This is a genomic window from Streptomyces sp. SAI-135 (assembly GCF_029893805.1).
GTDB lineage: Bacteria > Actinomycetota > Actinomycetes > Streptomycetales > Streptomycetaceae > Streptomyces.
In genome coordinates, this window is sequence record NZ_JARXYP010000002.1 from 1,713,903 (window position 1) to 1,735,181 (window position 21,279).

Below are 21,279 nucleotides of genomic sequence, written 5' to 3' on the forward strand. Positions count from 1 at the left end.
CGGCCTCACGCCCGGAAGACGTGCCGGCGGATGGCCGCGGCGTTCGAGAAGATCCGGATGCCGAGCACGACGACGACACCGGTCGACAGCTGGGCGCCCACGCCCAACTTGTCGCCCAAGAACACGATCAGCGCGGCCACGACCACGTTCGACAGGAACGACACCACGAAGACCTTGTCGTCGAAGATGCCGTCGAGCATGGCCCGCAGCCCTCCGAAGACGGCGTCGAGCGCCGCCACCACGGCGATCGGCAGATAAGGCTCGACAACCGCCGGAACCTCAGGCCGGACCAACAGTCCGGCCACGACTCCCACGACGAGGCCCAGTACGGCGATCACGATGTGCCCTTCTCAGTTCTCGGCTCTGCTGTGCGTACGATCACACTCGGTGCGGCGGGCAGCCGGAGGTTGTCCTCCGCGGAGATGGCGGTCCGGATGCCGTAGTTCTCAGCCAGGGCGTGCAGATACAGCCCGTCGGCGCTGTCCTGGAACCTGGTGCTCAGTCGCTGCCCGTCCCCCACGGCAAGCACCGTATACGGCGGAACCATCGGCTTGTTGTCGACCAGTATCGCGTCACCCGCGGCCCTGATCGCCGACAGGGCGGTCAGCCGCTGCCCGTTGATGGAGATGGCCTCGGCGCCCGACTCCCAGAGCCCGTTCACGACCCGCTGCATGTCGCGGTCGCGCACCCGCCCGGTGTCCGAGAACCCCGAGGTCTCCCGCGGGTTGCCGTCGCCACCACCCGTGCTGGCTTCCTTGGCGTCGTTCACGACCAGCTTGACGCCCGGGCCGTGCACCTCGACGGCACCCGACAGGATGCCCACGAGATCGGCCTGGCCGCTGTCGCCGCTCTGCTTGAGCGCCTCGCGCTGCCGCGCGCTCACGCCGTCGCGGAGCCGGTCGACGCTCTCCTCGAGCTTGTCAGCCGTCTCGGTCTCGCGGTCGATCCGGTCGATCAGCTCCTCGCGCTCCTTGGCGACGACCGGAGCGGCCACCCGCGCCTGCGCCGCCCCCACGGTGACCACGAGCGCGGCGAGCACCAGGCCCAGGGCGAGACCCAGTCTCGCCCGCAACGTCTTGGGCAACCCGCCTTCGCCGGCGGCCTTCTTGCGGGCCGCCGCCTCGGCGTACCCGTCGTCGAGGCTGTGGTCCATGACGTTGGTGAGCAGCGACATGGAGGCGTCCGGTCGCGACGGGCGCGTGGGGGTGCTCCGAATGGGGGGCTGCTGCGGCATGCCGCACATCGTCGCACGTCGCGACCCCTACCTCCGAATGGCCCCATCGGCGTGCCGGACAGGCCCCCTTGGGGACACCTGTCCGGCACGCACGCGTACGTGGCTCAGCGCCCGGCGCTGTCCACCACCGCCGACCACTCGTCCAGCAGGGCCTGCGCGGACGCGTCGTCGGGCCCCTCGGCCCACAGATGCGTGACCGCCTCCGCCGGGTCCGGCAGCACCATCACCCACCGTCCATCGGTCTCCACGACCCGGACACCGTCGGTGGTGTCGACGAAGCGATCGCCCGCCGCCTCCACCACCCGGCGCATCACCAGGCCCTTGACGGCCCACGGAGTCGCCAAATCCCGCTTGAGGACGTGCGCCCGCGGAATCCGCGCGTCGATCTGGCTGAGCGTGAGCTGCGTCCGCGCCACCAGCCCGATCAACCGTACGAAGGCCGCCGTACCGTCGAAGACACTGCTGAACTCCGGGATGATGAAGGCCCCCTTGCCGTCACCGCCGAAGATCGTCGAGTCGTCGCGACCGACCCGGGTGAGGTCGTCGGGCGAGGTGGTCGTCCACTCGACCTGCGTCCCGTGGTACGCCGCCACCTGCTCGGCGATCCGCGTGGTGGTCACCGGCAGCGCCACCCGGCCACTGCGCCGCTCAGCGGCGACCAGGTCGAGCATGACGAGCAGCGCCCGGTCGTCCTCGATGATCCGGCCCTTCTCGTCCACCAGGGACAACCGCTCGCCCACGGGGTCGAACCGCACACCGAACGCGGCCCGCGCGGACGCCACGATCTCGCCCAGCCGCACCAGCCCCGACCGCCTGGCGTCCGCCGTCTCCGTCGGCCTGGACTCGTCGAGCCCCGGGTTGATGGTCAGCGAATCCACCCCGAGCTTCCCGAGCAGACTCGGCAGCACCAGTCCGGCACTTCCGTTGGACGCGTCCACGACGACCTTCAGCCCGGACTCGGAGATCCCGGTGATGTCGACATTCCGCAGCAGCGAACCGGTGTACGAGTCGAAGACGCTGGAGGGGAAGTGCAGGTCCCCGATCTCACCGGGGAACGCGCGCCGGTACTCCTGCCGCGCGAACACCCGGTCCAGCTTCCGCTGGCTGCCCTGGGAAAGGTCCGCACCCCGCCCGTCGAAGAACATGATGTCCACGGAATCCGGCACGCCGGGCGTGGTCCGGATCATGATCCCGCCGGCACTTCCGCGCGCGGTCTGCTGCCGCGCCACGGGCAGCGGTACGTTCTCCAGGTCGCGTACGTCGATGGCGCTGGCCTGCAGCGCGGAGATGACCGCCCGCTTCAGTGCCCGCGCGCCACGGGAGTGGTCGCGGGCGGTGGTGACGGTCGAACCCTTCTTGAGGGTCGTCGCATAGGCGCCCGCCAGCCGGACAGCGAGTTCCGGGGTGATCTCGACGTTGAGGATGCCGGAGACGCCCCGCGCGCCGAAGAGATGCGCCTGGCCCCTGGACTCCCAGATGACCGAGGTGTTGACGAAGGCACCGGCTTCGATGGTCTTGAACGGGTAGACCCGGACATTCCCCTGAATAATCGATTCCTCGCCGACGAGGCACTCGTCGCCGATGACCGCGCCGTCCTCGATACGAGCCGCGCGCATGATGTCGGTGTTCTTGCCGACGACACAGCCGCGGAGATTGCTCTGCTGACCGACGTACACGTTGTCGTGCACGACGGCCTTGTGCAGAAAGGCCCCGCTCTTCACGACCACGTTCGAGCCCACGACCGTGTGCTCGCGGATCTCGGCGCCGGCCTCGACCTTGGCGTAGTCGCCGATGTACAGCGGACCGCGGAGGACGGCATCGGGGTGCACCTCGGCACCCTCGGCCACCCATACGCCCGGGGAGAGCTCGAAGCCGTCGATCTCGACGTCGACCTTGCCTTCCAGGACGTCGGCCTGCGCCTTCACATAGCTCTCGTGCGTGCCGACGTCCTCCCAGTAGCCCTCGGCGACATAGCCGTAGATCGGCTTGCCTTCCTTCATCAGCTGCGGGAAGACATCGCCGGACCAGTCCACCGGCACATCGGGGTCGACGTAGTCGAAGACCTCGGGCTCCATGACATAGATGCCCGTGTTCACCGTGTCCGAGAAGACCTGGCCCCAGGTCGGCTTCTCGAGGAAGCGCTCGACCTTGCCTTCCTCGTCGACAATGGTGATACCGAATTCAAGTGGATTGGGAACACGCGTCAGACAGACGGTGACCAGCGCGCCCTTTTCCTTGTGGAAGTTGATGAGCTCGGTGAGGTCGAAGTCGGTCAGGGCATCACCGGAGATGACGAGGAAAGCATCGTCCTTCAACGCCTCTTCGGCGTTCTTGACGCTTCCGGCGGTACCGAGTGGCTTCTCCTCATTGGCATAGGAGAGCTCCATTCCGAGCTCCTCACCGTCACCGAAGTAGTTCTTGACCAGTGAGGCCAGGAACTGGACGGTGACGACGGTCTCGTTGAGCCCATGCCTTTTGAGCAGCCGCAGAACGTGCTCCATGATCGGCCGGTTTGCCACCGGCAGGAGCGGCTTGGGCATGCTTGAGGTCATGGGACGAAGGCGTGTGCCTTCGCCTCCGGCCATCACGACGGCCTTCATGTCGGAAGCGTCCTCCTTAAGAGATGACGGTCTAGCCGACTTCACCCGTCCAGATTGTCCCGCACTTTTCCGGCGGGGGCCATCGAGCCGCTACGGCCGTGCCAATGGGCGAGTTCAGTCGGCCTCAGCGTCCGCACGAACGAGGCGGCGGACTTGGACCACATAGAGCACTCCTGCCCACCAGTACAGCGTTGTACCCCATCCGGCGAACGCCCATCCGAAAATAGCAGCGAGTGACGAGATCCATCCAGTTCCGTCACTGAGCAGAAGCAGCGGGAAGGCGTACATCAGGTTGAACGTGGCGGCCTTGCCGAGGAAGTTCACCTGCGGCGGCGGATAACCGTGACGCCTGAGGATGCCCACCATCACCAGGAGCATCAGTTCCCGCAAGAGCAGTGCAGCCGTCAACCAGATTGGCAGAATCTCGCGCCAGGTGAGACCGACCAGGGTCGAGAGAATGTAGAGGCGGTCGGCCGCGGGGTCGAGCAGCCGGCCGAGGCTGCTGATCTGGTTCCACCGCCGGGCCAGCTTGCCGTCCAGGTAGTCGCTGATACCGCTCAGGGCGAGCACCAGCAATGCCCAGCCGTCACTCTTGGGCCCCCCGAACTCAGGCCTGAGGATCAGCCACAGGAACAGCGGCACCCCAACGAGCCGCGCCATGCTGAGGATGTTGGGGATGGTGAGGACCCGGTCCGTCTGGACCCGGGTCTCCTGGACCTCCACCCGGGGGCCTCCTGTGGGAAACGTGCCAACGATGCTCCCTGACCCTACCTTAACGCAAAAAAGCTCTGGCTCTTGGGCTGCGTGCCCAAGAGCCAGAGCTCTAAAAGGAGTTCGGCGGTGTCCTACTCTCCCACAGGGTCCCCCCTGCAGTACCATCGGCGCTGTAAGGCTTAGCTTCCGGGTTCGGAATGTAACCGGGCGTTTCCCTCACGCTATGACCACCGAAACACTATGAGATTAGACCGGAAAAGACACGGTCATTGCCTCAGAACTAACACAGTGGACGCGAGCAAATATGGACAAGCCCTCGGCCTATTAGTACCGGTCACCTCCACCCCTTACAGGGCTTCCAGATCCGGCCTATCAACCCAGTCGTCTACTGGGAGCCTTAACCCCTCAAAGGGGGTGGGAATACTCATCTCGAAGCAGGCTTCCCGCTTAGATGCTTTCAGCGGTTATCCCTCCCGAACGTAGCCAACCAGCCATGCCCTTGGCAGAACAACTGGCACACCAGAGGTTCGTCCGTCCCGGTCCTCTCGTACTAGGGACAGCCCTTCTCAATATTCCTACGCGCGCAGCGGATAGGGACCGAACTGTCTCACGACGTTCTAAACCCAGCTCGCGTACCGCTTTAATGGGCGAACAGCCCAACCCTTGGGACCGACTCCAGCCCCAGGATGCGACGAGCCGACATCGAGGTGCCAAACCATCCCGTCGATATGGACTCTTGGGGAAGATCAGCCTGTTATCCCCGGGGTACCTTTTATCCGTTGAGCGACGGCGCTTCCACAAGCCACCGCCGGATCACTAGTCCCGACTTTCGTCCCTGCTCGACCCGTCGGTCTCACAGTCAAGCTCCCTTGTGCACTTACACTCAACACCTGATTACCAACCAGGCTGAGGGAACCTTTGGGCGCCTCCGTTACTCTTTAGGAGGCAACCGCCCCAGTTAAACTACCCATCAGACACTGTCCCTGATCCGGATCACGGACCCAGGTTAGACATCCAGCACGACCAGACTGGTATTTCAACGACGACTCCACCCGAACTGGCGTCCGAGTTTCAAAGTCTCCCAGCTATCCTACACAAGCCGAACCGAACACCAATATCAAACTGTAGTAAAGGTCCCGGGGTCTTTCCGTCCTGCTGCGCGAAACGAGCATCTTTACTCGTAGTGCAATTTCACCGGGCCTATGGTTGAGACAGTCGAGAAGTCGTTACGCCATTCGTGCAGGTCGGAACTTACCCGACAAGGAATTTCGCTACCTTAGGATGGTTATAGTTACCACCGCCGTTTACTGGCGCTTAAGTTCTCAGCTTCGCCACACCGAAATGTGACTAACCGGTCCCCTTAACGTTCCAGCACCGGGCAGGCGTCAGTCCGTATACATCGCCTTACGGCTTCGCACGGACCTGTGTTTTTAGTAAACAGTCGCTTCTCGCTGGTCTCTGCGGCCACCCCCAGCTCACCGAGTAAATCGGATCACCAGTGATGGCCCCCCTTCTCCCGAAGTTACGGGGGCATTTTGCCGAGTTCCTTAACCATAGTTCACCCGAACGCCTCGGTATTCTCTACCTGACCACCTGAGTCGGTTTAGGGTACGGGCCGCCATGAAACTCGCTAGAGGCTTTTCTCGACAGCATAGGATCATCCACTTCACCACAATCGGCTCGGCATCAGGTCTCAGACACATGTCAGGCGGATTTGCCTACCTGACGTCCTACACCCTTACCCCGGGACAACCACCGCCCGGGATGGACTACCTTCCTGCGTCACCCCATCACTCACCTACTGCAAGTCTGGTCCGTCGGCTCCACCACTCCCCTTTGCCCGAAGGCTCCGGGGCGGCTTCACGGACTTAGCATCGCCTGGTTCGATGTTTGACGCTTCACAGCGGGTACCGGAATATCAACCGGTTATCCATCGACTACGCCTGTCGGCCTCGCCTTAGGTCCCGACTTACCCTGGGCAGATCAGCTTGACCCAGGAACCCTTAGTCAATCGGCGCACACGTTTCCCACGTGTGTATCGCTACTCATGCCTGCATTCTCACTCGTGAACCGTCCACCACTGCCTTCCGGCGCAGCTTCACCCGGCACACGACGCTCCCCTACCCATCCGTACAGGCGTTGGCCCTGTTGTACGAATGACACGACTTCGGCGGTACGCTTGAGCCCCGCTACATTGTCGGCGCGGAATCACTAGACCAGTGAGCTATTACGCACTCTTTCAAGGGTGGCTGCTTCTAAGCCAACCTCCTGGTTGTCTCTGCGACTCCACATCCTTTCCCACTTAGCGTACGCTTAGGGGCCTTAGTCGATGCTCTGGGCTGTTTCCCTCTCGACCATGGAGCTTATCCCCCACAGTCTCACTGCCGCGCTCTCACTTACCGGCATTCGGAGTTTGGCTAAGGTCAGTAACCCGGTAGGGCCCATCGCCTATCCAGTGCTCTACCTCCGGCAAGAAACACACGACGCTGCACCTAAATGCATTTCGGGGAGAACCAGCTATCACGGAGTTTGATTGGCCTTTCACCCCTAACCACAGGTCATCCCCCAGGTTTTCAACCCTGGTGGGTTCGGTCCTCCACGAAGTCTTACCTCCGCTTCAACCTGCCCATGGCTAGATCACTCCGCTTCGGGTCTTGAGCGTGCTACTGAATCGCCCTATTCGGACTCGCTTTCGCTACGGCTACCCCACCCGGGTTAACCTCGCAACACACCGCAAACTCGCAGGCTCATTCTTCAAAAGGCACGCAGTCACGAGGCAAGCACAAGTGCTTGCCCGACGCTCCCACGGCTTGTAGGCACACGGTTTCAGGTACTATTTCACTCCGCTCCCGCGGTACTTTTCACCATTCCCTCACGGTACTATCCGCTATCGGTCACCAGGGAATATTTAGGCTTAGCGGGTGGTCCCGCCAGATTCACACGGGATTTCTCGGGCCCCGTGCTACTTGGGTGTCTCTCAAACGAGCCGCTGACGTTTCGACTACGGGGGTCTTACCCTCTACGCCGGACCTTTCGCATGTCCTTCGCCTACATCAACGGTTTCTGACTCGTCCTGCCGCCGGCAGACGACAGAAGAGAGATCCCACAACCCCGCATGCGCAACCCCTGCCGGGTCTCACACGCATACGGTTTGGCCTCATCCGGTTTCGCTCGCCACTACTCCCGGAATCACGGTTGTTTTCTCTTCCTGCGGGTACTGAGATGTTTCACTTCCCCGCGTTCCCTCCACATACCCTATGTGTTCAGGTATGGGTGACAGCCCATGACGACTGCCGGGTTTCCCCATTCGGAAACCCCCGGATCAAAGCCTGGTTGACGACTCCCCGGGGACTATCGTGGCCTCCCACGTCCTTCATCGGTTCCTGGTGCCAAGGCATCCACCGTGCGCCCTTAAAAACTTGGCCACAGATGCTCGCGTCCACTGTGCAGTTCTCAAACAACGACCAGCCACCCATCACCCCCAACCTGAGCTGGAGTTCACTGGGGCCGGCATCGAGGGGATTCATTCCCTCAGACACCCAACAGCGTGCCCGGCACGATCCTCATCCGTCCTCACGTTCCACGCCGAAGCAGTACTGGTGAGTTTTCAAAGTGACCGTGCCGAATAATCAACGTTCCACCCATGAGCTGACCGTGCAGAACATTTGCCTGCAATCGGTACTGTGCTCCTTAGAAAGGAGGTGATCCAGCCGCACCTTCCGGTACGGCTACCTTGTTACGACTTCGTCCCAATCGCCAGTCCCACCTTCGACAGCTCCCTCCCACAAGGGGTTGGGCCACCGGCTTCGGGTGTTACCGACTTTCGTGACGTGACGGGCGGTGTGTACAAGGCCCGGGAACGTATTCACCGCAGCAATGCTGATCTGCGATTACTAGCAACTCCGACTTCATGGGGTCGAGTTGCAGACCCCAATCCGAACTGAGACAGGCTTTTTGAGATTCGCTCCACCTCACGGTATCGCAGCTCATTGTACCTGCCATTGTAGCACGTGTGCAGCCCAAGACATAAGGGGCATGATGACTTGACGTCGTCCCCACCTTCCTCCGAGTTGACCCCGGCGGTCTCCTGTGAGTCCCCATCACCCCGAAGGGCATGCTGGCAACACAGGACAAGGGTTGCGCTCGTTGCGGGACTTAACCCAACATCTCACGACACGAGCTGACGACAGCCATGCACCACCTGTACACCGACCACAAGGGGGGCACTATCTCTAATGCTTTCCGGTGTATGTCAAGCCTTGGTAAGGTTCTTCGCGTTGCGTCGAATTAAGCCACATGCTCCGCTGCTTGTGCGGGCCCCCGTCAATTCCTTTGAGTTTTAGCCTTGCGGCCGTACTCCCCAGGCGGGGAACTTAATGCGTTAGCTGCGGCACCGACGACGTGGAATGTCGCCAACACCTAGTTCCCACCGTTTACGGCGTGGACTACCAGGGTATCTAATCCTGTTCGCTCCCCACGCTTTCGCTCCTCAGCGTCAGTAATGGCCCAGAGATCCGCCTTCGCCACCGGTGTTCCTCCTGATATCTGCGCATTTCACCGCTACACCAGGAATTCCGATCTCCCCTACCACACTCTAGCTAGCCCGTATCGAATGCAGACCCGGGGTTAAGCCCCGGGCTTTCACACCCGACGTGACAAGCCGCCTACGAGCTCTTTACGCCCAATAATTCCGGACAACGCTTGCGCCCTACGTATTACCGCGGCTGCTGGCACGTAGTTAGCCGGCGCTTCTTCTGCAGGTACCGTCACTTTCGCTTCTTCCCTGCTGAAAGAGGTTTACAACCCGAAGGCCGTCATCCCTCACGCGGCGTCGCTGCATCAGGCTTTCGCCCATTGTGCAATATTCCCCACTGCTGCCTCCCGTAGGAGTCTGGGCCGTGTCTCAGTCCCAGTGTGGCCGGTCGCCCTCTCAGGCCGGCTACCCGTCGTCGCCTTGGTGAGCCGTTACCTCACCAACAAGCTGATAGGCCGCGGGCTCATCCTTCACCGCCGGAGCTTTCAACCACCACGGATGCCCGTGGCAGTGCTATCCGGTATTAGACCCCGTTTCCAGGGCTTGTCCCAGAGTGAAGGGCAGATTGCCCACGTGTTACTCACCCGTTCGCCACTAATCCCCACCGAAGTGGTTCATCGTTCGACTTGCATGTGTTAAGCACGCCGCCAGCGTTCGTCCTGAGCCAGGATCAAACTCTCCGTGAATGTTTACCGGATATCCGGTTCGCACATCACGAGAGCGGAACCACCACCGGAATAAGGCGGCAGTTCTCAGCGTCCTCGCTGTGTTTTCTTCAAAGGAACCTCGCCCTCTCGAATGAGAGAGACGGGGTATCAACATATCTGGCGTTGATTTTTGGCACGCTGTTGAGTTCTCAAGGAACGGACGCTTCCTTTGTACTCACCCTCTCGGGCTTTCCTTCGGGCGCTTCCCTTCGCTGTTCCAAACTCTATCAGTGTTTTTCCGGCCCCCTGACCACCGATCTGCAGACATGCAGAAGATGACCCCGAGATAGGATCTGACAAGTTGGATGCTGCCGGGCAAGGGCACTTGATCGCGCCGCTCAGCCCCGAGCAGGAGTACGACTGTACACGGGGCCTCGAAGGCGTTGCAAATCGCTTGGACTGGTGGTCTAGACCACTAGCGGGTATGTTCCGTGCGGACCCCTCACTTCATCTGACATACGCTGCTGGACAGACGCAGCTCCACCCCTGGGAGGCTTCCCATGACCACCGTGACGTCCCCTCTTGCAGGACGCGCCATCGGAATGGCCGCCGTGCCGGATCCGGTCTTCTCCGGGGCCATGGTCGGCCCGGGCACGGCCATCGATCCCGTGCGTGAACCGTCGGAGGCAGTCGCGCCCGTCGACGGTGTGATCGTCTCTCTGCACCCGCACGCGTTCGTCGTCGTGGACGAAGGGGGACACGGCGTGCTCGTGCACCTCGGCATCGACACCGTGCAGCTCAACGGTGAGGGTTTCGAGCTGCTCGTGAACAAGGGCGACACCGTCACACGCGGTCAGGCGATCGTGCGCTGGAACCCGGCCGCCGTCGAGGCCGCAGGCAAGTCGGCGGTCTGCCCGGTCGTGGCGCTGGAGGCCACGGCCGAGGCCCTCTCCGAACTCCGTGACGACGGCGATGTGAAGGCTGGCGACAGTCTCTTCGTCTGGAAGTGACGTCAGTGCCGTCGTACGACGGCGAGTAGGGACGACAACCACCGCGGCGGCGGGACGCGCCGCACTATCGGAGACGGGTGAGATGGAGACAACGCTGCGAGGCGTCGGCGTGAGCCACGGTGTGGCGATCGGCGAGGTTCGGCACATGGGAACGGCGGTCCTGGAGCCGCCTGCCAAGCAGATTCCGGCGGAGGACGCGGAGCGTGAACAGGGGCACGCCCGCAAGGCCGTGGAGGCTGTGGCGGCCGACCTGATGGCGCGCGGCAATCTGGCCGGGGGCGAGGCCCAGGCGGTGCTCGAGGCGCAGGCGATGATGGCCCAGGATCCCGAGCTGATGGCGGACGTGGACCGGCGTATCGCCGTCGGCAGCACGGCCGAGCGTGCCGTGTACGACGCGTTCGCCGCGTACCGGGAGCTGCTCGCGGGTGCCGGTGAGTACCTCGCCGGACGGGTCGCCGACCTCGACGACGTGCGGAATCGTATCGTCGCCCGTCTGCTCGGGGTGCCCATGCCGGGTATCCCGGACAGCGACGAGCCCTATGTCCTTGTGGCACGCGATCTTGCGCCCGCTGACACCGCTCTGCTGGACCCGACGCTCGTCCTCGGCTTTGTCACCGAGGAAGGCGGGCCGACCAGCCACAGCGCGATTCTGGCACGGGCGCTCGGTGTGCCGGCCGTGGTGGCGCTGCCGGGTGCCGGTGAGCTCGCCGAGGGCACGGTCATCGCTGTGGACGGCAGCACCGGTGACATCTTCGTGAACCCGAGTGACGAGAAGAAGGCCGAGCTGGAGGCCGCGGCCGCCGAGCGGAAGGCCGCGCTCGCCGCGTCCACGGGTCCCGGCGCCACCGCCGACGGACACAAGGTGCCGCTGCTGGCCAACGTCGGTGGTCCGGCGGACGTGCCCGCCGCGGTCGAGGCGGGGGCCGAGGGTGTCGGTCTCTTCCGTACCGAGTTCCTCTTCCTGGACGACAGCAAGAACGCTCCGTCCGAGGAGAAGCAGGTCGAGGCGTATCGCCAGGTCCTCGAGGCGTTCCCCGAAGGCCGTGTGGTCGTCCGTGTGCTGGACGCCGGCGCGGACAAACCGCTGGACTTCCTGACCCCGGCCGACGAGCCGAACCCGGCGCTGGGTGTGCGCGGTCTCCGGACACTGCTCGACCATCCGGAAGTGCTGCGTACCCAGCTGACGGCGCTCGCGAAGGCCGCCGAGGGGCTGCCGGTCTACCTCGAGGTCATGGCCCCGATGGTGGCGGACCGTGCCGACGCCAAGGCGTTCGCCGACGCGTGCCGTGCGGCCGGGCTGCGGGCGAAGTTCGGCGCGATGGTGGAGATCCCGTCGGCCGCGCTGCGGGCGCGGTCGATTCTGCAGGAGGTCGAGTTCCTGTCGCTGGGGACCAACGACCTCGCGCAGTACACCTTCGCCGCCGACCGCCAGGTGGGTGCGGTGTCCCGGCTGCAGGATCCGTGGCAGCCCGCGCTTCTCGACCTGGTCGCGCTGTCCGCCGAGGCGGCGAAGGCCGAGGGCAAGAGCTGTGGTGTCTGTGGTGAGGCCGCGTCCGACCCGCTGCTCGCCTGTGTGCTGACCGGTCTCGGTGTCACCTCCCTTTCCATGGGCGCGGCGTCCATTCCCTACGTGCGCTCGACGCTGGCGAAGTACACGCTGGCGCAGTGCGAACGCGCGGCCGCCGCGGCGCGTGCTGCCGACAGCGCCGAAGAGGCGCGGGACGCGGCTCAGGCGGTGCTGTCGGGCGAGTAGTCGGACCGGATCCGCCGGCTGACGGCTTCCCGGAGGGCGCTCCACCTGTGGGTGGGGCGCCCTCCTCTTTTCAGTCGCTCCTGTCTCAGTGGCTGTGGCGCGGTGTCGGTCCTTCCGGTCCGAGGTCGGGGGGTACGCAGTAGTCGACGTCCGATTCCGGGGAGATCAGATCGCCGGAGTCGGCGTCGGTGCAGTAGGCGTCGAAGACCTCTCCCGCGGTGAGGGGCTCCAGGCCGTCGCCGCGCAGGCGCCAGCCGTAGATGCGGTCGGTGGTGCCGGGTGCGCTGGTGCGCATCACAAGTCCGCCGGGGCTCCGGGTGGCGATGCCGAGGGCGAGGACCGTGGTGAATTCGAGGGCCTCGGCCTCGTCGAGTTGCACCGCTCCCTCGGTGTCCTCGTCGGAGTGGAGGACGGAGACGAGCGTTTCCGGGGTGCCGGTGACGCTGCAGACCAGGTGGTGTTCGCCCGGCTGTGCGGTGTCGAGGATCCGGACGAGGAGGCCGGAGGCGCGGGTGAAGGCCGCGCGGCCGATGTCCTCTCCGCAGGTGCCGCAGGCTCCCAGGCGGGCGAGGAGCGTGGTGGCGTACTCCCAGGTGGCCTGGCGGACGGCCTCGTCCACGAGGGCAGGCACGAGGTCGGTGAGGGCCTGGCCTTCGTACGGAAGGGTGGGTCCGGTGTTGGCGAGTTCGGCGGTGAAGCGGGTGCGGCTGGACGGGATGTCCGGGTTGAGGCCCGACTCCTCGCAGAACTCGGCGTACTCCTGGGGGTCGAAGAGGGCGACGGTGGTGTGGCTGCCCTGTGCGGCGCGGGTCCTCAGGAGGTCTTCGACCTGTTTCAGGTAGGTCGCGTGGTCGTCGAAGGTGAAGCTTCGGTAGCGCCGCATGGCGCGGAAGTCGTGTTCGTCGGTGAGCAGGCCGATGGTGCCGGCGATTTCGCGGCGCAGGACGCGTCGCATCGTCTGGCGGTCGGTGTGCGCCATGTTTCCCCCTGTGCGCAGTCGATCAATGCTCACTCACAGTAATCGGCAGCACTGACAATGCGGGTCGGGTGAGGCGTCCTCGCACCAGTCGGTGCTGGACTGTGCCGGTCAGGGCGATGACTGTGCCGAAGACGGCCCATCCTGCGGGGCCGGTGGCGATGGCCGCGGTGACGGCGAGTGGCCCGAACGTGCGCTGCACGGACTGGGCCAGGCCGTGGACGCCGAGGTAGGCACCCTGGGCGGTATCGGGGGCGAGGGCGACGGAGAGTTCCCAGGAGACGGTGGCGTGGAGCATCTCGGCCGTGGTGAAGGCGGCTGCCGCCGCGGTGAGGAGTGCCGTGGCGGTCACGGCTCCGCCCGTGGCCGCGGCCGCCATGGCGATGCCGCCCAGGGCGAAGGTGACGGAGAGCGGCAGGAGCAGGTTCCGGGCGGCGGCCGTGGTGGTGCCGAATCGGGCGAGGGGAACCTGGAGGGCCACGACCATGACGTTGTTGAGGACCATCAGGAGGGGTGCCAGTCCGTCCGGTGCGTTGCTCTCGTGGGCGATCCACAGGGGCAGGCCGACTTTGAACACGGCGTCGTCGAGGAAGAGGACGGCCTCGGTCGCGACGTAGGCGAGGTAGGTGCGGTCGCGCCAGGGGTTGGCCGGGCGGACGGTGGGGGCCGGGTGTTCGGAGGTGAGGACGGTGCGGGAGGGGGACGGGGGTTCGCCGCAGCGCAGGGTGAGCAGTGCCGAGGCGACGAAGGACAGGGCGTCGCCGGCGAGGAGCCACTGATAGGCGCTGGTGGTGCCGAGTGCGAGGGCCGCTGCGGCGGCGAGGCCTCCCAGCGCCCAGCCCGCGTTCGCGAGGGTTCGTTGGAAGGCCTGGTAGCGGACGCGGTCCGGGCCGGCGACCCGGGTGGCGTAGAGCTTGGTGAGGATGCTCGCGGCGCGGTCGCCCAGCCCTCCCACGGCTGAGAAGGCCATGAGCAGGGCGTAGTCGTGCGTGGTGAGCAGTGCGAAGGAGGCCGCGGCACGGACGAGCTGGACGGTCAGCAGGACCCGGGTGATGGGGAACCGGTCGGCGAGTCTGCCTCCGACCGGTGCTCCGGCGATGCCGATGGCGCCCGCGGCGGCGGCGAGGGTGCCGACCTGGGCCAGGGAGAGTTCGGTGACGTAGGTGAAGTAGAGGACGGAGACGGACGCCCACAGTCCGCTGCCGATGCGGTCGACGAGCGCGATGGCCAGCATTCTTCGCCCGTCGCGGCCTCCGGGAACGCTTTTCGACCATGCTGCCGCGCGCCGTGTCGGATGCACTGCTCCCCCTTGCCTGCTTGCTTTTCATTTATGTACTGATACATACTTGCTAACGTGGCAACACAATATGGGATCAGTGGTACGACGGCCAAGGGGATTGCCGGGTCCGTCGAGAGGGCCGTGGCCGAGGGTTCCTTGGTGCCGGGGGCCGCGCTGCCTCCGGTGCGGCGTCTCGCGGAGGAGCTGGGCGTGAGCCCGGGGACTGTCGCCACGGCCTACAAGGAACTGCGGCAGCGCGGGATCGTGGTCACCCGGGGGCGGGGCGGGACCGTCGTGGCGCCGGGCCCGGCGGTGGCCTCGCGTCGGCCGCCGAAAGTGCCGGAGGGGCTGCGGGACCTGGCGGGTGGTCACCCCGATCCGCGGCTGCTTCCCGGTCTGGTGCCGCCCTCGCGGCTGTCCCCCGGCGCTCGTTCGCACCGTTCGGCGCCCCGACTGGCGCGGCTCGAGGACGCTGTACGCGCGTGGCTGGGGCCCGACGGCGTGCCGGTGGAGCATGTGACCTTCGCGCACGGGGCGCTGGATCTGGTCGGGCGGCTGCTCTCCGTCGAGCTACGGCCCGGTGACGCGGTGGCGATGGAGGATCCCGGCTATCACCATCTGCTCGACCTGGTCACGGCCCTGGGGCTGCGCATGGTGCCCGTCGCCGTGGACGACGAGGGGGTGTCGCCCGAGGCCGTGCGTGAAGCGCTGCGGGCGGGCGCGCGGGCGGTCGTGTGCAGTCCGCGGGCGCAGAATCCGTACGGCGGTCGTTTCTCCCCCGCGCGTCGGGACGCGCTGCTGGACGTGCTCCGGGAGCACCCCGAGGTGCTGGTCGTGGAGAACGACCACGCTTCCGCCGTCGCCGGAGCTCCACTGCGGACACTGACCGGCGGTGGGCTGTCGCGGTGGGTGCATGTGCGGACAGTGAGCAAGTTCCTGGGGACGGATCTGCGGTGGGCGGCCGCCGCGTGCGATCCGGTCACGCTGGCCCGGCACGACGGGCGGTTGCTGCTGACGTCCGGCTGGGTCAGTCATCTGCTCCAGGAGACCGTGCACGGGCTGCTCTCCGACGCGTGCACGCGCGCGTCGGTCGCTCGCGCCGGGGAGACGTACGCGGTGCGCAGGAACGCTCTTGTGCGGGAGCTCGGCGAGCGTGGCGTCCCGGCGCACGGGGCGAGTGGGCTGAACGTGTGGGTGCCCGTCCGGGACGAGTCGGCGGTGGTGAACGGGCTGCGGTCGTACGGCTGGTGGGTCGCGGCGGGAGCGCGGTTCCGGCTGGCCGCGGGGCCGGGCGTGCGGATCACGGCCGCCGAGCTGGAGCCGGCCGACGCGGCGCGGCTGGCCTCGGACTTCGCCGCTGTGCTGGGCGAGTCCGAGGCCACCTACGGGGGCTGACCGGCTCCGTCAGGCGCGTTTGCGGGCCAGGTCCTCGTAGAAGTGCAGCAGGCCGAGGTCGTCGATGGAGCCCGGGTTGACCGCCTTCTCCAGCGGGGTGCCCTGGAGGAGGCGCTTGACGGGGACCTCGATGCGCTTGCCGGTGAGGGTGTGCGGGATGCCGGGGACCTCGATGACCTCGTCCGGGATGTGGCGGGGAGAGAGGTTCTCGCGGATGGCCGATTTGATGCGGTCGAGGAGTGCCTGGTCGAGGACGGCGCCGGGCGCCAGTTGCACGAACAGCGGCATCCAGTAGCCGCCGTCGGGCTGTTCGATGCCGATGACCAGGGATTCCTTGATCTCGGGGAGTCGTTCCACGGCCTCGTAGATGTCGGCCGAGCCCATGCGGACGCCCTGGCGGTTGAGCGTGGAGTCGGAGCGGCCGTGGATGACGACCGAGCCGCGCGCGGTGAGGGTGATCCAGTCGCCGTGCCGCCACACTCCGGGATAGGTGTCGAAGTAGCTGTCGTGGTAACGGCTGCCGTCGGGGTCGTTCCAGAAGTGGATCGGCATCGACGGCATGGGGTTGGTGACGACGAGCTCGCCGACCTCGTCGACGAGGGGTTTGCCGCTCGGGTCCCAGGACTGCAGGTCGGTGCCCAGGCTCGGCGCCTGGAGTTCGCCGATGTGCACGGGCAGGGTCGGTACGGCGCCCGCGAAGCACGAGCACACGTCCGTGCCGCCGCTGACGGAGGCGATCCACAGGTCCTCGCGGACCTCGTCGTGCAGCCACCGGAAGCCGTCGGGCGGAAGCGGGGAGCCGGTGGTGGCCACGCACTGCACCTTGGAGAGGTCGAAGTCGCGTCCCGGGTGCACGTCGGCCTTGCGGCAGGCCATGACGTACGCGGCGGAGGTGCCGTAGAGCGTGGCGCCCGTGCGTTCGGCGACCCGCCACTGGGCGCCCGTGTCGGGGTAGCCGGGGCTGCCGTCGTACAGGACGACGGTCGTGCCCGTGAGGAGGCCGGAGACGAGGAAGTTCCACATCATCCAGCCCGTGGAGGTGTACCAGAAGAAGCGGTCCTCGGGGCCCAGGTCGCAGTGCAGGCCGAGCTGTTTGAGGTGCTCGACGAGGATGCCGCCCTGGGACTGGACGATCGCCTTGGGCAGGCCCGTCGTGCCCGAGGAGTAGAGCACCCACAGGGGATGCGAGAAGGGCACCTGTTCGAAGACCGGTTCCGTGTCCGCGCGCGTGAGCGCGTCCCACTCCAGGGCGCCTTCCGGGGCCTTCGTGCCGAGGAGCGGGATGTGGACGACGGCGCGCAGGGAGGGCAGTTCGCGGCGGAGTTCGGCGACCGTCTCGCGGCGGTCGTGCTCCTTGCCGCCGTAGCGGTAGCCGTCGACGGTGAAGAGGACGACGGGTTCGACCTGCTGGAAGCGGTCCAGGACGCTGCGGGCGCCGAAGTCGGGGGCGCAGGAGGTCCACACGGCGCCCACGGCCGCCGTGGCGAGGAGGGCGACGACGGCCTGCGGGACGTTCGGGAGGTAGCCGCTGACGCGGTCGCCGGGGCGGACACCGAGGGCGCGCAGCTCGGCGGCCAGGGAGCCGACCTGGCGGCGCAGCTCGGACCAGGTCACCGGGGCCGGCTCATGGGTCTCGTCGACGTACAGGAGGGCCGGTTCGTCGGCGCGGGTGTCGGCGGCCCGCAGGGCGTGCTCGGCGTAGTTGAGGGTGGCGCCGGGGAACCAGTCCGCGCCGGGCATCGAGCGGTCGCCGAGCACGCGCGCGTAGGGCGTCGAGAACCGTACGTCGAACCATTGGGTGACGGCCTCCCAGAACGGCTCCAGGGCCTCCACCGACCAGCGGTGGAGCGCAGCGTAGCCGCCGTCGGCCGGGGCGCCGTGGTGTTCGGCCGCCCATGCCTGGAACCTGGTGACCTGGGACCGGGCGATGCGCTGCGGATCTGGCTGCCAGAGCGGCTGGGGAATCTCGGTCGTCATGGGGGCTCCCGGACTGTGCGCGTCGTGTGCGTCTCCCGCGCACGGGCCAGGGGTGTGCGCGTGACGCGGCTGACAGGGACGATGCCATGTGATCAACTTCTACGCCAGGGTGCGCCCCACATAGTCCGTGTCGTGAAGATGTGGCCCCGGCACGGGTGAACGGCAGTTGAACGGCACGCGCGGGTGGGGCGGGGAGTGGCAGGGTGAGCAGCATGAACGGTCGTGACCTGGTGCGTTCCATCAAGGCTGTGGGTTCGGCGGGGGCGCCCCAGGGGTTGCGTACCGTGCGCTCGGCGTGGCGCAGGAGGCGTACCGATGCCGTCGGCCTGCCGGCACGGGGGGCCGAGCGGGCGCGGGTGCCGGGGCCGGTGCAGGACGTGGAGCCGGCTCCCGGCGGGGGCGTCGTCCGGTTCGGCCGCTCCGAGCTGCGGATCCTCGTCGCGGTGAACGGCGCCGTCTTCTGGGGGTGGGACGGGGCGGAACCGGAGCCGTCGTACGCGCTGGCGGGCCGCTGCCCGGAGCCGGATCCCCGGGCCGTTCTGGAGCCGGACAAGGACGGCGGCTGGCGGGTCGTGGCCGAGCGGGCGACGGTCGCGGTCTCGCGGCACGGAGCGATCGAGGTGAGTACGCCCGGCGGGGTGACCCTGCGCCGGGACCTTCCGCCCCGCTGGTGGGAGCCGGTGGGTGGCGGTGAGGCGCGCTGGGTGCAACGGTCGGAGGTGGCCGCCGACGCCCGGTTCTTCGGACTGGGCGGACGGGCCTCCGGACCCCGGTTGCGGGACGGGACGTACCGGCTGTGGAACACCGATCCCGGCCGGGCGTTCGGGCCGGGAGACGATCCGCTGTACGTCACGATGCCGGTGCAGCTGGTGGTGGCCGACGCCGCTGTCCATCTGGTGTTCCACGACACCTCCTGGGACGGCACCGTGACCCTGCGGGAGGGCGAGGAGGGGGCCGGCTCCGGGCACGACCGGGCGGGGATGTCCGAACTGCGGATGGCGGGCGGTCCGCTGCGCTGCTGGGTGATGGTGGGCACGCCCGCGCGCGTGCTGCTCGCCTGGGCCTCGCTGACGGGCGCTCCGGCGCTGCCGCCGTCCTGGGCCCTCGGACATCACCACGCCTGCTGGGGCTTCGGCGGTGATCAGGAGGTGCGGCGGATCGTCGCCGGGTACCAGGAGCGGGGTCTGCCGCTCGACGCGGTCCACCTGGACATCGACCACCACGACGCGCACCAGGGGTTCACGGTCGACCAGGAGCGCTTCCCCAAGCTGCCCCAACTGGCCGCGGACCTGCTGCGGGACGGCATCAGGCTGGTGTCGGTCGTCGACCCGGCGATCAGGGCCGCGCCCGGCAACGCGGTCCATGACAGCGGGACGGCCGAGGACGCCTTCGTGCGGGACGCGTCGGGACGGCTGGTGGAGGGGGTCGTGTGGCCCGGTGAGTCGGTCTTCCCCGACTTCACGCACGCGCGTGTGCGTGCCTGGTGGGGCCGCCTCTACCAGGAGAGGCTCACGGCGGGCTTCACCGGTTTCTGGCACGACATGAACGAGCCCACGTCCTTCAACGCGTTCGGGGAGTCCACCCTGCCCCGCTCGGCCAGACACGCCCTGGAGGGCCGCGGCGGCGACCACCGGGAGGCGCACAACGTCTACGCGCTGTGCATGGCCCGGGCGGGATACGAGGGTCTGCGCGAACTGGTGCCGGACGAGCGGCCCTTCCTGTTGTCGCGCTCCGGATGGGCCGGCATGCAGCGCTACGGGGGCACCTGGTCCGGTGACGTGGCCACCGGCTGGCCGGGCCTGCGGGCCTCACTGTCGCTCGTGATGGGCCTCGGGCTGTGCGGAGTGCCGTACTCGGGGCCCGACGTGGGCGGCCACGACGGGCACCCCTCGCCCGAGCTGTACCTGCGCTGGTTCCAGCTCGGCGCCCATCTGCCGCTGTTCCGGACCCGTGCGGGGCTGCGGGCCGGGCGCAGGGAGCCGTGGGAGTTCGGGGCCGAGGTGCTGGAGCACGCACGCGTGGCGCTCGTGGAACGCCGGCGGCTGCTGCCGTACTTCATGACGCTCGCGCAGCTCGCCCGGCGCACCGGAGCTCCCTACGTACGGCCCCTGTGGTGGTCGGCGCCCGAGGACCGCGCCCTGCGGGACTGCGAGGACGCCTTCCTGCTCGGCGACTGCCTGCTCGTGGCGCCGGTGCTGGATCCGGGTGGCGACCGGCGCGCGGTGCAGCTGCCCCGGGGGCGCTGGTACGACACGGCCACGGAGCAGGTGTACGAGGGGCCGGGGCAGGTCCTGGTCGACGCTCCGCTGTCGCGGATCCCGGTGCTCGCGCGCGCGGGGGCCGTGATCCCGGTGCGGGGGGACGACGGCGGGATCGTGCTGGAGGTGTGGGCGCCCGCCCGGGGACGGAGCGGGGGCGGCCTGGTCGTCGTGGACGCGGGCGACGGCTGGGACGAACCGGAGATCGAACGCTACGTCGCCCGCTGGGAGGGCCGGAAGGTGGTCGTTCAGCGGGAGGGCGAGGACGGCTTGAGCGAGCCGTCCCACCCGGTGCGGCTGCGCGGGCTCGGAGCGCGCTGAGTCAGACGTAGCGGCCCTCGAACCAGGCCCGTACGGCCAGTGTGTGCAGCGGGAAGGCGAGCTCCTCGGGCCTGCGCAGGAGGTGCCAGCCCTCCGTCTCGTCGGTGGCCGCGGACTGCGGGAGGCCGTCGGCGGGGCGCTCCGGCAGCACTCCGAACAGCAGCAGGTGGCCGTCGGGCGAGCTCAGCGCGTCGACGAGCCGTACGTCGCGGGCGGCCGCCTCGATGCCGGTCTCTTCCCTGAGTTCGCGGACCAGGGCGTGCCGCCAGTCCTCGCGGTCGTCGATGTAGCCGCCGGGCAGGGCGATGCCTCCGCGCGCGGGGGCCACGGTTCGGGTGATGACGACCAGGGCCGTGCCCTGGGTGTCGTACACGGGCTGGAGTGCGACGGCGACCGGCAGGGGGTTGCGGTACGCGACGGTGTTGCAGACGGGACAGGTGCGGGGCCAGCCCGCGACACCCTCTCCGTAGGGGGCTCCGCAGCTCGAACAGTGGGAGCCGGGTGCGGAGTTGGGGATGGAGTGCTGAGTTTCGGACACGCCGCGGACTGTATCCGATCATCAGGTGCTCCGGTTCCGTTGG

At 67.1% G+C, this 21,279-nt stretch carries 12 protein-coding genes and 3 rRNA genes; 4 read left to right on the top strand and 11 right to left on the bottom strand.

Annotated elements, in window-relative coordinates; genetic code table 11:
• Positions 1–5 precede the first annotated feature (5 nt).
• The 7 genes from M2163_RS12180 to M2163_RS12210 all read right to left on the bottom strand — a co-directional run bounded on the left by M2163_RS12180 (position 6) and on the right by M2163_RS12210 (position 9,768).
• Positions 6–338 (bottom strand): small basic family protein, encoded by a 333-nt coding sequence (locus M2163_RS12180; RefSeq protein ID WP_003988855.1) that lies wholly within the window; start codon positions 336–338, stop codon positions 6–8.
• On the bottom strand, positions 335–1,234 hold the full coding sequence (locus tag M2163_RS12185; protein WP_280893963.1) for a DUF881 domain-containing protein: 900 nt from the start codon (positions 1,232–1,234) through the stop codon (positions 335–337). Before M2163_RS12185 ends, M2163_RS12180 begins: the two co-directional genes overlap by 4 nt.
• A 104-nt stretch (positions 1,235–1,338) precedes the next feature.
• On the bottom strand, positions 1,339–3,834 hold the full coding sequence (locus tag M2163_RS12190; RefSeq protein WP_280852753.1) for a mannose-1-phosphate guanyltransferase: 2,496 nt from the start codon (positions 3,832–3,834) through the stop codon (positions 1,339–1,341).
• A 114-nt stretch (positions 3,835–3,948) separates the two neighbouring features.
• A complete protein-coding gene (locus M2163_RS12195; protein WP_037711749.1) occupies positions 3,949–4,557 on the bottom strand; it encodes a CDP-alcohol phosphatidyltransferase family protein in 609 nt (202 codons plus the stop codon).
• Positions 4,558–4,666: 109 nt separating this feature from the next.
• Positions 4,667–4,783, bottom strand: a 5S ribosomal RNA gene (gene rrf / locus M2163_RS12200).
• Positions 4,784–4,852: 69 nt separating this feature from the next.
• Positions 4,853–7,973: ribosomal RNA gene (locus M2163_RS12205) — 23S ribosomal RNA — on the bottom strand.
• Between the two features lie 269 nt (positions 7,974–8,242).
• A 16S ribosomal RNA gene (locus M2163_RS12210) occupies positions 8,243–9,768 on the bottom strand.
• The 16S, 23S and 5S rRNA genes sit together here, the layout of an rRNA operon.
• A 521-nt stretch (positions 9,769–10,289) precedes the next feature.
• Between M2163_RS12210 and M2163_RS12215 the strand changes: the two genes are divergently transcribed.
• Complete coding sequence (locus tag M2163_RS12215; RefSeq protein WP_280893964.1) at positions 10,290–10,739, top strand: PTS glucose transporter subunit IIA; 450 nt, start codon at positions 10,290–10,292, stop codon at positions 10,737–10,739.
• Positions 10,740–10,821: 82 nt separating this feature from the next.
• Positions 10,822–12,492, top strand: coding sequence for a phosphoenolpyruvate--protein phosphotransferase (ptsP, locus tag M2163_RS12220; protein WP_280893965.1), 1,671 nt, complete (start codon positions 10,822–10,824; stop codon positions 12,490–12,492).
• Positions 12,493–12,577: 85 nt separating this feature from the next.
• Here the strand turns inward: ptsP and M2163_RS12225 are convergent, their stop codons facing one another.
• Together M2163_RS12225 and M2163_RS12230 are read right to left on the bottom strand one after the other, a co-directional pair.
• Entirely contained in the window at positions 12,578–13,471 is an 894-nt protein-coding gene (locus M2163_RS12225) for a hypothetical protein (protein WP_280893966.1), read from the bottom strand.
• Positions 13,472–13,493: 22 nt separating this feature from the next.
• Complete coding sequence (locus M2163_RS12230; protein ID WP_280893967.1) at positions 13,494–14,702, bottom strand: MFS transporter; 1,209 nt, start codon at positions 14,700–14,702, stop codon at positions 13,494–13,496.
• 120 nt (positions 14,703–14,822) lie between these two features.
• On the opposite strand from M2163_RS12230, the gene M2163_RS12235 reads away from it, so the two are divergent.
• Positions 14,823–16,142 carry an aminotransferase class I/II-fold pyridoxal phosphate-dependent enzyme gene (locus tag M2163_RS12235; RefSeq protein ID WP_280893968.1) on the top strand — a complete coding sequence of 440 codons (1,320 nt, stop codon included), beginning with the start codon at positions 14,823–14,825 and terminating at the stop codon, positions 16,140–16,142.
• 9 nt (positions 16,143–16,151) lie between these two features.
• On the opposite strand, the gene M2163_RS12240 is transcribed toward M2163_RS12235, so the two are convergent.
• Positions 16,152–18,119, bottom strand: a complete 1,968-nt coding sequence (locus M2163_RS12240) for an acetoacetate--CoA ligase (protein ID WP_280852747.1) — start codon at positions 18,117–18,119, stop codon at positions 16,152–16,154.
• Positions 18,120–18,331: 212 nt separating this feature from the next.
• On the opposite strand from M2163_RS12240, the gene M2163_RS12245 reads away from it, so the two are divergent.
• Positions 18,332–20,698 carry a glycoside hydrolase family 31 protein gene (locus tag M2163_RS12245; RefSeq protein WP_280893969.1) on the top strand — a complete coding sequence of 789 codons (2,367 nt, stop codon included), beginning with the start codon at positions 18,332–18,334 and terminating at the stop codon, positions 20,696–20,698.
• Between the two features lies 1 nt (position 20,699).
• On the opposite strand, the gene M2163_RS12250 is transcribed toward M2163_RS12245, so the two are convergent.
• A complete protein-coding gene (locus M2163_RS12250; protein ID WP_280852745.1) occupies positions 20,700–21,236 on the bottom strand; it encodes an NUDIX domain-containing protein in 537 nt (178 codons plus the stop codon).
• Positions 21,237–21,279: the final 43 nt, after the last annotated feature.